The organism is Rothia sp. HMSC062F03, assembly GCF_001836905.1.
In the GTDB taxonomy this organism is placed as follows: Bacteria; Actinomycetota; Actinomycetes; order Actinomycetales; family Micrococcaceae; genus Rothia; species Rothia mucilaginosa_A.
This window is the reverse complement of the sequence record NZ_KV830869.1, coordinates 15,259-27,895: the sequence shown is the minus strand read 5'-3', so window position 1 is coordinate 27,895 and position 12,637 is coordinate 15,259. Positions and strand designations below refer to the sequence as shown.

The 12,637-nt window shown below is 61.0% G+C and carries 10 protein-coding genes; 2 read left to right on the top strand and 8 right to left on the bottom strand.

Features of this window, described 5'->3' with window-relative positions:
* Positions 1-316: 316 nt before the first annotated feature.
* The 4 genes from HMPREF2674_RS03060 to HMPREF2674_RS03045 form a co-directional block, all read right to left on the bottom strand.
* Entirely contained in the window at positions 317-2,104 is a 1,788-nt protein-coding gene (locus tag HMPREF2674_RS03060) for an ATP-binding cassette domain-containing protein (RefSeq protein WP_070824787.1), read from the bottom strand.
* A gap of 480 nt (positions 2,105-2,584) precedes the next feature.
* The gene (locus tag HMPREF2674_RS03055) at positions 2,585-3,397 is read right to left on the bottom strand and encodes an NUDIX hydrolase (RefSeq protein ID WP_049333771.1); all 813 of its coding nucleotides are present in this window, start codon (positions 3,395-3,397) and stop codon (positions 2,585-2,587) included.
* Between the two features lie 261 nt (positions 3,398-3,658).
* The gene (locus HMPREF2674_RS03050) at positions 3,659-3,979 is read right to left on the bottom strand and encodes a putative quinol monooxygenase (protein ID WP_070824786.1); all 321 of its coding nucleotides are present in this window, start codon (positions 3,977-3,979) and stop codon (positions 3,659-3,661) included.
* Positions 3,980-4,115: 136 nt separating this feature from the next.
* On the bottom strand, positions 4,116-4,694 hold the full coding sequence (locus HMPREF2674_RS03045; protein WP_070824785.1) for a TetR/AcrR family transcriptional regulator: 579 nt from the start codon (positions 4,692-4,694) through the stop codon (positions 4,116-4,118).
* A 197-nt stretch (positions 4,695-4,891) separates the two neighbouring features.
* Between HMPREF2674_RS03045 and HMPREF2674_RS03040 the strand changes: the two genes are divergently transcribed.
* Together HMPREF2674_RS03040 and HMPREF2674_RS03035 are read left to right on the top strand one after the other, a co-directional pair.
* Positions 4,892-6,457: an MFS transporter gene (locus HMPREF2674_RS03040; protein WP_070824784.1), complete on the top strand. Its 1,566-nt coding sequence runs from the start codon at positions 4,892-4,894 to the stop codon at positions 6,455-6,457.
* A gap of 290 nt (positions 6,458-6,747) precedes the next feature.
* The gene (locus tag HMPREF2674_RS03035; protein WP_070824783.1) at positions 6,748-8,049 is read left to right on the top strand and encodes an NADH dehydrogenase; all 1,302 of its coding nucleotides are present in this window, start codon (positions 6,748-6,750) and stop codon (positions 8,047-8,049) included.
* 407 nt (positions 8,050-8,456) lie between these two features.
* Here HMPREF2674_RS03035 and HMPREF2674_RS03025 read toward each other — a convergent pair whose 3' ends face one another.
* The 4 genes from HMPREF2674_RS03025 to HMPREF2674_RS03010 all read right to left on the bottom strand — a co-directional run bounded on the left by HMPREF2674_RS03025 (position 8,457) and on the right by HMPREF2674_RS03010 (position 12,546).
* Positions 8,457-9,530, bottom strand: coding sequence for an alcohol dehydrogenase catalytic domain-containing protein (locus tag HMPREF2674_RS03025; RefSeq protein WP_070483207.1), 1,074 nt, complete (start codon positions 9,528-9,530; stop codon positions 8,457-8,459).
* 183 nt (positions 9,531-9,713) lie between these two features.
* The gene (locus HMPREF2674_RS03020) at positions 9,714-10,586 is read right to left on the bottom strand and encodes an anchored repeat-type ABC transporter permease subunit (protein ID WP_049333785.1); all 873 of its coding nucleotides are present in this window, start codon (positions 10,584-10,586) and stop codon (positions 9,714-9,716) included.
* Positions 10,583-11,458 carry a metal ABC transporter ATP-binding protein gene (locus HMPREF2674_RS03015; protein ID WP_049346920.1) on the bottom strand — a complete coding sequence of 292 codons (876 nt, stop codon included), beginning with the start codon at positions 11,456-11,458 and terminating at the stop codon, positions 10,583-10,585. The genes HMPREF2674_RS03020 and HMPREF2674_RS03015 overlap by 4 nt, the downstream gene beginning before the upstream one ends.
* Entirely contained in the window at positions 11,455-12,546 is a 1,092-nt protein-coding gene (locus HMPREF2674_RS03010) for a TIGR03773 family transporter-associated surface protein (RefSeq protein WP_070824781.1), read from the bottom strand. The genes HMPREF2674_RS03015 and HMPREF2674_RS03010 overlap by 4 nt, the downstream gene beginning before the upstream one ends.
* Positions 12,547-12,637: the final 91 nt, after the last annotated feature.

The following is a 12,637-nucleotide window of genomic DNA, read 5'->3' as shown; positions in this document are numbered from 1 at the left end:
AGCGTAACGGTGGATGTACCTGTGCCCGGGTGCGTGCGCGCTGATTGGAACACGTAGGAAACGTGTCCGTAGAGCTGCTGCGTGAGCGCACGAAAAATTCTTCTGAGTCCGGGCTTATGCTCGGTGGGTCATTTCTTTGATGCCTCCTAGATTCCGAATACCGCCCCGGTCGCGCCTTGGGTGGCTTCGGTCAAACGATACGTTCAGCTCCGCCAGCTACCCCCACACGGTGGGGTAGCGCGGATAGAGAGCTGAGAACTCCAGCATAGGAACTGACTGGGCGCTGAGTCAAACACCCTCCCATGTAGGAGAAGATTCAGCATGCTGATTCCCCGAATGGTTCCTTCCCGAGAGTTTTTGTTGAAAGGTTGAGTGTGCGGTCAATGCGGATGCGGCGGCAGAAGTCCTCATCATGGCTCACCACGATGAGCGCGCCGGTATAAGCTTCGAGCGCCTGCACCAGCCAATCCACCGAAGAAATGTCGAGGTTATTCGTCGGCTCATCCAATATGAGTAGCTGCGGCACCGGGTTGGCCAGAAGCACCTGCGCCACCGCGGCACGGAAGCGCTCACCTCCGGATAAATCCCCAATGCACTGATGTACGCTTTCGCGACGGAAGAGCAGGCGCGCCAGCTGGTCACGCAGATGCTGCTCGCTCGCACCGGGATTCGCCCTCTGTACGGTTTCAAGGAGGGTGAGCTCCGGGTCGAGGATGATGCGCTGCGGCAGGTATGCGGTGTTGTCCAGACGGTAGAGCACTTGGTATGCAGGCGGCACTGGGGAACGGTAATCAGGGTCGTTCGCGTGCGCTATCGCATTGAGAAGCACAGTCTTGCCACTGCCGTTTGCGCCCGTGATGTGCAGGTGTTCGGGTCCGGTCAGGATAAGAACCTCGGGAAAATCTTGGATTCGAAGCAGATAATCAACTTTATAAGGTTGTGTTTCACATGAAACGGTGTTTTGGGTGTATGCATTCTTAAGGTCGGCGCTCTGCGGTGTAGATGCGCAAGAGTCGTTCTTCACCCGATGTAATTCCAGTACTTTCCGCCCCAGTGGGAGCGCATCCTGAACAAGTTCCAGATAGATACGCTCCTGCACGCGCAGGTTCTCTTGGGCTTCTCCAACTGCCGCCCGCGCATCCGCCACCATGCTTTCGTGGGCTGTGTGAAGTTTCCCGGCAGAGCGCTCTGAACTGTTCTTATCCAGGCCCATAGCCATGCCAGGTTTCCGCTTTGACCGCTCAAATTCGCGACCTCGGCGAGTGTTGCGATCGAGCTTAATCTGGTTCTCGGCACGCTCACGCTCAGCCTTACGCGCCTCATTCTTCGCCTCGGTCACGCGACGCTGAGCTGCCTGCTGCTCGGTCTCCAGCGCCTGCCGGTATGTGCTGTAGTTACCCTCGAAGAGGCGCAGATGAGCCAGCCCCTGACGATCGGCGTGAAGCTCGGCAATCACGTTTACACGCTCCAGTAGGTCGCGGTCGTGGCTGATAATGAGCGCCGGGCAGGGCAGTGCCTCCAGTGTCGTGAAGAGCTGGGCTTTCGCCGCGGAGTCCAGGTTGTTCGTCGGCTCGTCGAGCAGAATGAACTCTGGGTCTGAATACAGAAGCGCGGTGAGTGCGGCTGTGACCGTCTGACCACCTGAAAAGGTGCTAAGGAGACGCATCAGAAGGTTGCGGCGGGCCTGTGTATCGGTCGTAGTGAGGGCAGGACCAAAACCATGTTCGGCAAGGGCTACGAGGGTGCGTTCTTCAATATCCCAGGCGTCGCCTATGGTGTCGTAAAGGCTGGGGGAATATTCGCCCGATTCCAGCGCATCAAGCGCCTGCAGTATTTTTGTAATTCCAAAAATATCGGCAAGATGGTGATGCCCACTCAACCCTAAATCTTGCGGTAGGTACGCTATGTGCGGTGGGGCGCTGATTATGCCTTGACTAGGGTTTATGTCGCCAAGAATAAGTCTGAAGAGGGTAGTTTTTCCGGCGCCGTTATCGCCGATAAGCCCGGTGAGTGGCGCAGAAAATACCGCGGAAAGGTCTGTGAAAAGTGGGGGCTCACCCGGATGCGCATACGAAATATGGTCGAGTGTAATGTGGTGTGGCATGGGCCGAGTTCCTTCGAATGGGTGCTCGGATTCCCGCCATCGTAGTGCACGTTAGGCATGAGAATATGAAAAACCCGAGCGCGGTCTGTAGGTACACGTAAGCCCGGGTAGTGGGGTGGACGCATAAAAGCGTATTGACCTGGTGTTGTTGGATCCGGGCTTATGCTCGGTGGGTCATTTCTTTGATGCCTCCTAGATTCCGAATACCGCCCCGGTCGCGCCTTGGGTGGCTTCGGTCAAACGATACGTTCAGCTCCGCCAGCTACCCCCACGGTGGGGTAGCGCGGATAGAGAGCTGATGGCTCCAGCATAGGGAGCGTGCGGGTGCTGAGTCAAACATCCTCCCGCAAAACCTTCTGACAAGTACCGATATCCCCTAGAGAACGCAAAAGGAGGGGCGACACCATTCGGTGCCGCCCCTCCTTTGAAGCATTAGATCTTAGGCATTAAATCTGCGCGCGTACAACGCGCGAAACGCTATTACGCCTCGTGGCGCTCACGGTACATGCCCAGCGGGCCCGCATCCGCGTACGCCTGAGCGTCGTTGTAACGGTACAGGCGCGGCGGGCGGTGGCGGGTGCCCTCCACACGGCGGCCGGTGTCGATAATCGACTTCGATGCCGCAATCTGGCGGCGGAAGTTTGCCGGATCCAGGGTGCGGCCCAGAATCGCCTCGTACACCTCACGCAGCTGCGCCAGGGTGAATTCCTCGCCCAGGAAGGAGTGCGCGATACGCGAGTACTCGACCTTGTTCTGTAGGCGGTAGAGTGCGTACTCAATGATTTCGTTGTGGTCGAAGGCGAGCTCGGGCAGCTCATCCACCGGGAACCAGCGGATGTTCTCGTGCACGCGAGTGTTCGCGACCTCGGTGGCGGGAATCGACGCCCAGTACACCACGGACACCACGCGCTCGTGGTCGGCGGCGGGGGTGGGAACCGGGGCGCCGCTCAGGCGGGCGGCGCGTGCCTCGGGGGCGCGCAGAACGTCGCCGAATGCGTAGAGCTGCTCCAGGTAGCCGGGCTCCAGGTTGGTGGCACGCTTCAGGGTAAAGCCGGCCGCCTCCTCCAGGGATAGGGTCGGTTTGAGGGGGCCGCCGGGTAGCGCCCACTGGTCCTTGTAGGGCTCGCGGAGGCGGCGAACCAGCGGTAGCCACAGGGTCGGGTGGGTTTCGTTGTCTTTGGGGCGCAGTGCCAGAATAACGGTCGAGACGGCGAGGGATACAGAGGTGTGGTCCACGTCGTTGTGCTCTTCGACGGCGACTGCGCCGGGAAGAGGCTCAGATGCGATGCTCATTCAGACCTCCTGTGCGAATGGGTATCGATAGGTGTGCATACTCTACCCATTTTAAGGGGTTAATAGGGTAAAAATGCACGCAAGGCATCCGCTGACCCGAAAACCGGTACCATCCGCGTCGTGTCAAGGGGAAAAGTTCAGGTACCGGACACACCAAAGCGCCTCTCCTGCCTGTCCAATAGGACAGGCAGGAGAGGCGCTTTAGCGTCTACTTATGCAACATCTAACTATGCAGTTTTAGGTGCATGTCAGGGGTGCAGACTAGTCGATCTGCAGCTCGCCCATAGCGTCCCAGCCGTCGCCGTCAACCAGGCGAGAAATAATCTTCGGGGTTGCAGTCAGCAGCGGACGCATGTCCTTCAGAGCCTGCTGGAAGTGGTCAGAGTTCACGTGCGGGCCAGCTGCGTCGTCGTTGAAAGCCTCGAGCAGAACGAACTCGTTCGGGTCCTCAACGCTGCGGGACCACTCGAAGAACTTGTTGCCTTCCTCGGCGCGGGTTGCCTCGGTGAAAGCGCGGGTCTTCTCAATCCACTGGTCAGCGTATTCGGGCTTGACGGGGAACTTTACAGCAATGAAAATCATCGGAACTCCTTGGTTGAAGAGTAGATACGTACCCTTCCAGTTTAAGCCCCGGTGCTCGGCGGCGCTGAAGAATAGGGTGTGAGGCAGCGGTTTTAGCTTGTGGCTTTAACCGCTGTATCGGGTGGCTTTTGTGGGTTTAATGAGCCGCCGCCTTGAGTACCTGCAGGGCGCGTTCGAGTGCCGCACGGTCTGCCGCGATGGCTGCGGCCCTCTGCGGGCTGGCGGAGTCGCCTCCGAATGCCGCGTTGTAGTACATGCCATCACCCAGAAGTAGCACGGTGCGGGCGATCTGTTCATCACCCAGCTCGGCGAGGACGAGCGCATGCCAGCCATCCTGCACGCGGCTCATGGTCTGCTGGGCGAGCTCATTATTGTTCTGAGCCAGGCGGCTGAGGGCAATGAGGGCACGGTCGAACGGGGTGTTATCCGGCGTGGAGGAATTGATGTAGTAGGCGCTTGCCCCCTCGGGTGCCTGCTCCATCGCCGCGAAGTCCTCTTCAGCCAGGGTGAGGGTGCGTTCTGCGAGCGCCTCAAGGAGCGCCTTCTTGGATGAGAAGTGGTAGAGTAGCCCGCCCTTGGAGACCTTGGCGGCGGTGGCGACGGCGTCGAGGGTTGCGGCGCGTTCTCCCGAGCGAATCAGCAGGTCGACGTAGGTGTCGAGGATGTGTTCGCGGGAGTTGTTAGCGCGCTGTTTGCGGTGGTTGGGGGTGGTCATGGGTACCAGTCTAACCGCTTGAAACTATACCGTCCAGTTGGTATAGTTAATCTTCGTTTGTGGACCCGCCCGGCACCCTAAAACCTCCGGGTAAGCCCCGAAACCTCACTAAAAGCCCTAGTCCAAAAGATAGGCCGGGCCGATGCCGCCGCGTCCGCCGCATCAGCCGAAATCCCATAGACGCAGGAAAACAACCCATGACGAATCACAATCCGCACACCACGGCTCTGCCCATTCACGCCCCCGACCAGAAGACCAAGCGCTGGGCGGCACTCGGCGTGCTCATGCTCCCGGTGCTCCTGGTCTCCATCGACAACACGGTGCTCGCCTTCGCGGTGCCCGCAATCGCTAAGGCGCTGAGCCCCTCCTCCGCGGAGCAGCTGTGGATCGTTGATGCCTACTCGCTGGTGCTCTCCGCCCTGCTCGTGCCCATGGGCGCTATCGGTGACCGCATCGGCCGCCGTAAGCTGCTGCTCATCGGTTCGACCGGCTTCGCTGCGATTTCTGCGCTCGCGGCGTTCGCACCCTCCGCACTGATGCTCGTGATTGCCCGTGCCCTGCTCGGTATTTTCGGTGCGATGCTCATGCCGGCGACCCTGTCGATTATCCGCAATATCTTTGTGGATGCGACCGAGCGCCGCATCGCTATTGCCGTGTGGGCTTCGGGCTTCTCCGCCGGTGCGGCGCTGGGCCCGATCGTGGGTGGCTTCCTGCTGGAGCACTTCGACTGGGGTTCGGTGTTCCTGCTCGCTGTGCCGATTCTGATTCCTCTGCTGATTCTTGCCCCGATCATGGTGCCCGAGTCTAAGGATCCGAATCCCAGCCCGGTGGATCCGCTGAGCATCCTGCTGATTATGACCGGCATGACCGGCATTACCTTCGGTCTGACTCACACCTCCGAAACCGGGTTCGATGCGGTGGCTATCAGCACCATCCTTGCCGGCCTGTGCTTCATCGTCCTGTTCGTGCTGCGTCAGCTCAACCGCGAGAAGAACGATATTCAGCCCATGCTGGATGTGCGCCTCTTCCGCAACACCGTGTTCACCGGCGCGATTACCGCAAACCTCATCTCCATGATGGTGGACGTTGGCTTCATCTACTTCGCCTCCCAGCACCTGCAGTTGGTCTCCGGTCTGCCGCCCATGTACGCCGGTATGCTGCTGATTCCCGGTACCCTGGCGATCATTATCGCCGGTCTGGTGATTGCGCGCGTGGCGGTGCACTTCCACCCGGCGCAGGTGGTGTCTTTCGGTCTGGCGCTCCACGCTGCCGCGTTCGCGGTGCTCGCCTTCCTGGGTGCGCACAACGACTTGGTGATTATCCTGATCTTCATTGTGCTCGGTACCGGCATCGGTATTGCGCAGACCATTTCGAACGACCTGATGCTCTCCAGCGTGCCGCCGCGTAAGGCTGGTGCGGCATCCGCGATCTCGGAGACCTCCTACGAGACAGGTACGGTGCTCGGCACCGTCATCATTGGTGGCATGCTCACCGCCGTCTACCGCGCAAATGTGGTTGTACCCGACGGCCTGGATGAGACTCTCGCCGACCACGCCCACGAAACCCTCGGCGGTGCCGTGTCCGTCGCCAGCCATGTAGGTGGCGAGCAGGCGAACCAGCTGCTCTCCTCCGCATTCGCTGCCTTCGACTCGGGCGTGGTGCTGAGCTCCGCATTCAGTGCCGTGCTCATGGGTGTTATGGCTGTCATCAGCTACCTCATGATTCGTAAGGCACCGCGCGAAATGAAGCCCGCAGAACACTAAACGCAGAACACTAATATCGCCCCCGTTCGTCATGGGTCCGCCGCCCGCCCCGGCCTTCTTCGGAAGCCGGCGCGGGCGGCGTTGCGTTACCCGGAGGTGCCGCCCCGGGGGCGCCGCGCGAACCGCCGACCAGTCATGCGGATTTTCCAGCCCGCGCACAGCCGGTCACAGGTGCGGGTGGTACGGTAGAACCCGGAAGATATTGCACCCGAGGCAACGCCCGGTCCGCGTGCGCGCGGAACTCGGGGCGACCGAAACCCCGGTATACGCGTTCAACGAGAAAGGCCGGAATGGGACTCAAAGACTGGATTGCACCCTTCATCACCCTGCTGATCGGTGCCAGCACCATCTTCATCTCCTATAAGAACTATCAGGCGCAGGCGGCGGCAAAGCCCTCCGAGCTGGCGCGACTGGAACTGTGGAGCAAGCTCCTCACCGAAGCCGGCATGGAAATTAGCGCCCTGCCGCCCGCCGATGAGCTGACCTCCGATCAGCGCGTCGTCCTGGAGAATTACCGGGTCTTCCTCAAGCGCGCCTCCCTAGAATCGAAGCTGCGTAAAGTCGGCATCGACAGCAACCGCATCTTCAGCCTGCTCATGAAGCGCGCCCACTCCTCGGTCAAGCCCACCCCCATCCAGATGGGCGACTCAATTAGCTACTACCGCCTGATTCTGCGTGCCCTGCTGTACATTTGGGTTCCGCTGGCCGTGATTTTCATCGGCGTGCCCATCATCGTGGTCACCATCGCCTACCTGATTGGCCTCTTCACGAACCACCGTGGTGACCTGTCTGACTTTGCGCTCTCCCCGCTGGCCGTGATACTCCTCATCCTGGGCGCGGCCGCCGTGGGTGCCCTCGTCATCCTGCAGAACCGCATCATCTCGGCCATTATCGCGAACAACGTGTACTTCTACTTCTGGGATATTTACGGGTCCAAGAAGAACTCCCGCGACTCGGCCCACGCCTACAGCGAGCGCCTGGCGGCTAAAACCTACGCCGACCAGCTGTTCCTTGGTCAGCAGGAGTTCGCCCACCAGTTCCGCGAAAATATGTACATGGCGGGTATCCAGGAGATCGACGAGTACCCGCGTGTGCTCAGCGATAGCGTGATGCTGCCGCGTAACTACCGGGTTGTTGAAACTACCGAGGCGGAGGACCGCATCGACCGCTTCGTGAACTGGGTGCGTTCCAAGATTGGCTTCGAGCGTCTGGAACCACGCATCATCTACACGCTCGAACATAAGGACGCGCACAAGGATGAGCAGAAGGATTCCGCGCACGGTGAGCCGGTAGCTACTGAGCAGGGTGTTTCTGGGCAGCCCGTAGAGACTCCGGCTCAGGATAAGCAGGAGGATATGCAGAAGGCTCCGGAGGCGTCTATCTCGGAGGAGCCCATCGTTGCGGAGGTGCCCGTTGAAGCGCCTGCCGAGGATCCGGCTGATGCACCCACCGAGCCCGTTACCGGAAGTGCCACCGAACCCTCCGCCGCAGCAGTTGCCGTATCCGGGGCAGACGACCCCACGGAGGCGTTCACCCGCATCCCGCACGATGCCGCCAGTGAGGAACCCGGCGCTGAGAAGCCCAAAAACTAAATAGCCCGCCCGGAACACAGAAAAACCCCGGAGTACAGAAAATCCCCGGAGCACCAAATTCCGGGCATGAGAAAAGGGTCGCAGCCTACGAATTCGCCGTTGAACCGTAAGCGTACGACCCTTTTCTTTATTCTCTTCGGGGACGCGCGAAATCGGAGGTACCGCGCGTTCCAGAAGAGCCTATCGATGCGCTCGTCGTGCATCGTACCGGCCATCTCGCCGGGTAGCCGGCGGGCGCATCACGTCTTTCGAGCCGTCCGCTACCGCGGACAGGGGATCCGCTCCCCGGGTGAGTCCTACCCTTTCTCACCCGGGGGCGCATCGAGGGACGTTCACGGTGTCATGAACCATCCCACCGGAACCCCACACTCAACACAGGAGTTCCGGGACCTTGACGGTATGCGTGCCTACCGAGACGTGGGGGCGTCCTCGCGAGCGATAACAACCTTGACCGCGTTGTGCTCGGTCGCGTGCCCGAAGACGTCGTAGGCCTCCTCGAACTGGTCGAAGGAGAAATGGTGCGTCGCCATGGCCTTGGCGTTCAGGCGGCCGGAGCGAACCATGTTCAGCAGGTTGCCCACGGTGTTGCAGTTGACCAGGCCCATGTTGATGTTCACGTTCGAAATCCACATGGTGTTCAGCGGCAGCTCAACGGGCTTGCCGTGCACGCCGGCGTTCGCGATGTTGCCGTAGGGGCGAACAATCTTGGTGCAGGTCTCGAAGGTCTGCGGAACGCCCACGGCCTCGATAGCGACGTCTACGCCCAGGCCGTCTGGGGAGAGGGCCTTAATCTTCTCGATGAAGTCCGGGTCAGCCGCGTTGACCTTATCGGTGGCACCCAGCTCCAGGGCCTTGTCCATGCGGTTCTCGTCGAAGTCGACGGTGATGACGCGACCGGCACCGCAGAGGTTAGCGGTCATAATCGCGCCCAGACCCACCGGGCCCGCACCAATCACGGCGACGGTATCGCCGGGCTTGGTGTTGCCGTTGAGAATACCCATCTCAAAGCCGGTGGGCAGCGCGTCGGTGAGGAAGAGGACGTCCTCATCGGTCAGACCCTCCGGAACCAGGTGAACCGAGGTCTCTGCGTAGGGAACACGCACGTACTCAGCCTGCGTACCGTCAATCATGTAGCCAAAAATCCAGCCGACGCCGCCGACGGTCTGGCAGTGCGAAGGCTGGTTCGCCTTACAGTACGAGCACTTACCGCAGCTGGTCACGGCCGGAATGATGATGCGGTCGCCGACCTTCAGGTCAGTCACCGCGGAGCCAACCTCGGTAATGGTACCGACAGCCTCGTGGCCGAGGATGCGCCCGTGCTCCACCTCGGGGCAGTCGCCCTTGAGGATGTGCAGGTCGGTACCGCAGATGGTGGTGGTGTCCACGCGTGCGATGACGTCCGTGGGCTCGAGGATGGTGGGGTTCGGCACTTCTTCCCAAGCGCCCTTCTGGTCGGGGCCGTGGTAAACATACGCTTTCATGCTGACTCCTCCGTTGAAGTTCATGTAAGGGGTAGCGATGACGTTATCACTGCCGATATCAACCTATAAGAAGTGTTTGATAGGTTGTACTTTCATTAAACAGGGAGTGTTAAATTAAGCGTCTTTATTACACGGAGTGTTCTCTTTGGTTCTTAAGGCTTAAGCATGGGGCCTCTTGAAGGCTTAAGCCGCTGCCTCCGAACTCTGCTTGAGCTGAGCTCGCGCTCGAGAACGAACCGCCGTCACCGCCCACACCAGCACAAAAGCCGCCACCATCGACAGCACAATCGTGCCACCGGTCGGCAGGTTAAACGCCCACGACAGGTACAGGCCAACAATCGAGCAGATACCGCCGAACACCGGCGAGAACACCATCATCGACCCCAGTCGGCGGCACGCCAGGCGCGCTGCCGACGCGGGAATCACCAGAAGCGCCAACACCAGCACATTACCGAGGGTCTGCAGGCCCAGCACCACGGAAATGGTCACCAGAACGTACAGCACAATGTCCAGGGCGAGCACCGGCAGGCCCATCGCGCGGGCACTCTCGCGGTCCAGGCTGACCGTCACAATCTGCCGGTGGAACAGCCACAGCACCAGCAGAATCACGGCGCCCATGATTGCGGCGTTGGTGATGTCCTCATTCGAAACACCCACAATCGAGCCGAACAAGAAATCCTGCACCGACCCCGAATAGCCCGGCGCCAAGGAAATAATCACAATGCCCAGCGCAAAAGAGGCGGCGAAGAAAATGCCGATGACTGAATCCTCGCGCAGCCGCTGATTCTGGCTGAAAATAGCCACCAGAATAGCCGTTACCACGCCCGCGGTCAGGCCGCCCACCATCAGGTTGCCGCCCAGCACGAACGCCACCGCAAGGCCCGGGAACACCGAGTGCGCCACCGCATCGCCGATGAAGACCATGCCGCGCATCATCACGTGGCAACCCACCACACCCGTCACCACCGAGGCCAGCAGCACCGCAGCCAGGGCGCGCGGAAGGAACGCCAGGGACGGGTTGAACAGATCAGCCAGAAAATCGAGAGGAGTAATCAACGGGAACCCCCGGTAGAAGTAGCAGTATCAGCGTGGGCGGGGGAAGAAGCGCAGGAATCCGGCAGTTCGTGGCCGTACTCATCCAACGCACCACCGGCACAGGTGAAGCCCGTGCGGGCGTGACCCTGCGCCTCCTCAATGTCGTGGCCGTGCAGCCACGTGTGCAGCTGTTCCAGGCTGAAGGAGGCCGCCGGGCCGTCCAGGTGAATATTGCCGCGCACACCGCACAGGCGCGAACAGGATTCGCGCGCCGCCAGCATGTCGTGCGTGGACATCAAAATCGTGATGCCCTCGTCCGCCAGCTCGCGGTACAGGCGGGTCAGCGTGGTCTGGGTGGGTGCATCCACGCCCGTGAACGGCTCGTCCAGCAGCAGCAGGGAGGGGCCGGCCGCCAGGGCGCGCGCCAAAAGAACCCTCTGGCGCTGACCACCGGAAAGCTCTGCGATGGAGGCATCCTGCAGGTGCAGGACATCGGTGCGTTCCATCGCCGAAAAGACCTGCACCCAATCCTTCTTCGCCGGGCGGCGGAAGAACCCAATCTCACGCACGCGGCCGGTCATCACCGTATCCTTGACGGTCAGCGGAAAATCCCACTGGAACTGGTGCTTCTGCGGCACGTAACCGATGTGCGCACGCGCCGCGCGGGGCGACTCACCCAGCACCCGAACCTGCCCGGAGGCGGGGCGAATCAGGCCCAAAATGGTACGCAGCAGCGTGGTCTTACCGGCACCGTTGGCGCCAATCAGACCCGCAAACTCGCCGCGCTCCAGGGTCAGGGACAGATCCTTGAGGATGGAGCGGCGCGCGTAGCCCGCGTACAGGTTTGAAATTTCGAGGACGGGCTCAGTGCTCGCTGTTACCGACGCGCTCACGAACGGTCACCGCGCACTTCATCCAGTGCCTCACGCTGAGCGGAGGAACGGCGGCGACGGGAGGCGATGAACGCGCCCACGCCCACCACGACCACGATGCCAGCGACAATAGGACTCCAGGAAATCGAGAACTCGGCACGGAAACCGCTCTGGTCGCTCGCTGCGGCGGCAGAAGAGGAGCCGGTGGCCTGGGTGGCGGAGCTAGACGAAGCGTCCGAAGATGCAGAAGAAGCGGAGTTCGAAGAACCGCGCGCCTGCGCCTCCATCGCGTACAGGGTATCGGCGCTCGCGGAGTCACCCACCGCAAACTTCAGGTAGCGGGTATCGGACACGGTCGAACCGTCAGAGAGCTCAGCGCTCGCGGTAACCTTCAGCAGGTACTCGCCCGGGGCGGTGAACACCCAGTTCGCGTGGGTGTGAGTGTTCTTCTCAACCCACAGCTTCTGCGGCTCGCTCTTGGTCGAGGACCACAGCACCTGCGGTGCCGAGAAGTTGCCGTTCTCCAGGTACAGGCTGAACGTGCCGGGGCCACTCACCTGCTCCAGGGTCAGGTTCACGCCGCGGTTCAGCTTGGACACCAGCTGCGGATCCTGAGTGTTCCAACCCGGCCAAATCACGCCCTTAGTTTCGGTCTGCGGAATCACGTACACCTTAGAGCCGGCGGGCGCACCCACGAAGGAGTAGCGCGGGTCGTTCGGCACCTCAAGGATCGCCTGGTCGCTACCGCGGTAGATGACCTCGTCCAGGCTGCGCCAGACGGGGGTTTCGCCGTGGTCGTCGTGGAGCATGAGCTCAAACTTGCCGTTGTTGAAACGAGGACCCATATCCACGTGACCGGCAGAAATTTCGGTGCGGCCGGATGCGACCGGTTGCTCCGCAGACAGGGTCTGGGTGAGGGCGCGCTCGCCGCGGCTGAGGTTGCTGTCGCTCGGCTGAGCCGAGGCGCTCTCGGTGGTTGCCTCAGCGGTTGCCGGGGTGGTCTCCGCGTGTGCCACGCCCAGGGGTGCGAGCATGAGGCTGGCGCCCAGAGCCAGGGCGGGCAGGGCGCGGCTACGTGAGGAGCGGGAGGTGGTGGTTGAGTTCATCATGAGGACTTCCTTGGATCATGACCGAAACGGTGTGTGAAAGATTATCTATATGCTGATACGACTATATAAGCTTGTGGGGAGCTTAAAACCG

Excerpts from the sequence above, each read along its gene's own strand:
- HMPREF2674_RS03045 (WP_070824785.1), bottom strand. The coding sequence starts at position 4,694 with ATGACCACCCCCAACCACCGCAAACAGCGCGCTAACAACTCCCGCGAA.
- HMPREF2674_RS03055 (WP_049333771.1), bottom strand. The coding sequence starts at position 3,397 with ATGAGCATCGCATCTGAGCCTCTTCCCGGCGCAGTCGCCGTCGAAGAG.
- HMPREF2674_RS03060 (WP_070824787.1), bottom strand. The coding sequence starts at position 2,104 with ATGCCACACCACATTACACTCGACCATATTTCGTATGCGCATCCGGGT.
- HMPREF2674_RS03040 (WP_070824784.1), top strand. The coding sequence starts at position 4,892 with ATGACGAATCACAATCCGCACACCACGGCTCTGCCCATTCACGCCCCC.
- HMPREF2674_RS03010 (WP_070824781.1), bottom strand. The coding sequence starts at position 12,546 with ATGATGAACTCAACCACCACCTCCCGCTCCTCACGTAGCCGCGCCCTG.
- HMPREF2674_RS03025 (WP_070483207.1), bottom strand. The coding sequence starts at position 9,530 with ATGAAAGCGTATGTTTACCACGGCCCCGACCAGAAGGGCGCTTGGGAA.
- HMPREF2674_RS03035 (WP_070824783.1), top strand. The coding sequence starts at position 6,748 with ATGGGACTCAAAGACTGGATTGCACCCTTCATCACCCTGCTGATCGGT.
- HMPREF2674_RS03050 (WP_070824786.1), bottom strand. The coding sequence starts at position 3,979 with ATGATTTTCATTGCTGTAAAGTTCCCCGTCAAGCCCGAATACGCTGAC.